Source organism: Citrobacter sp. Cpo126, assembly GCF_030332445.1.
In the GTDB taxonomy this organism is placed as follows: domain Bacteria; phylum Pseudomonadota; class Gammaproteobacteria; order Enterobacterales; family Enterobacteriaceae; genus Citrobacter; species Citrobacter portucalensis.
This window is the reverse complement of record NZ_JAOWHT010000006.1, coordinates 1-281: the sequence shown is the minus strand read 5'-3', so window position 1 is coordinate 281 and position 281 is coordinate 1. Positions and strand designations below refer to the sequence as shown.

At 54.8% G+C, this 281-nt stretch carries 1 tRNA gene and 1 rRNA gene; both read right to left on the bottom strand.

Features of this window, described 5'->3' with window-relative positions:
• A 5S ribosomal RNA gene (gene rrf / locus OGY17_RS00045) occupies nt 1-81 on the bottom strand; the annotation flags it as partial.
• A gap of 38 nt (nt 82-119) precedes the next feature.
• Nucleotides 120-195 (bottom strand) — tRNA-Thr (locus OGY17_RS00040).
• Nucleotides 196-281: the final 86 nt, after the last annotated feature.

The following is a 281-nucleotide window of genomic DNA, read 5'->3' as shown; positions in this document are numbered from 1 at the left end:
CACACTACCATCGGCGCTACGGCGTTTCACTTCTGAGTTCGGCATGGGGTCAGGTGGGACCACCGCGCTACAGCCGCCAGACAAATTCTTTTCTAAGTGCCGAACTTTAACCGAAAAACTGGTGCTGATACCCAGAGTCGAACTGGGGACCTCACCCTTACCAAGGGTGCGCTCTACCAACTGAGCCATATCAGCACACTAAATTTGATGCCTGGCAGTTCCCTACTCTCGCATGGGGAGACCCCACACTACCATCGGCGCTACGGCGTTTCACTTCTGAG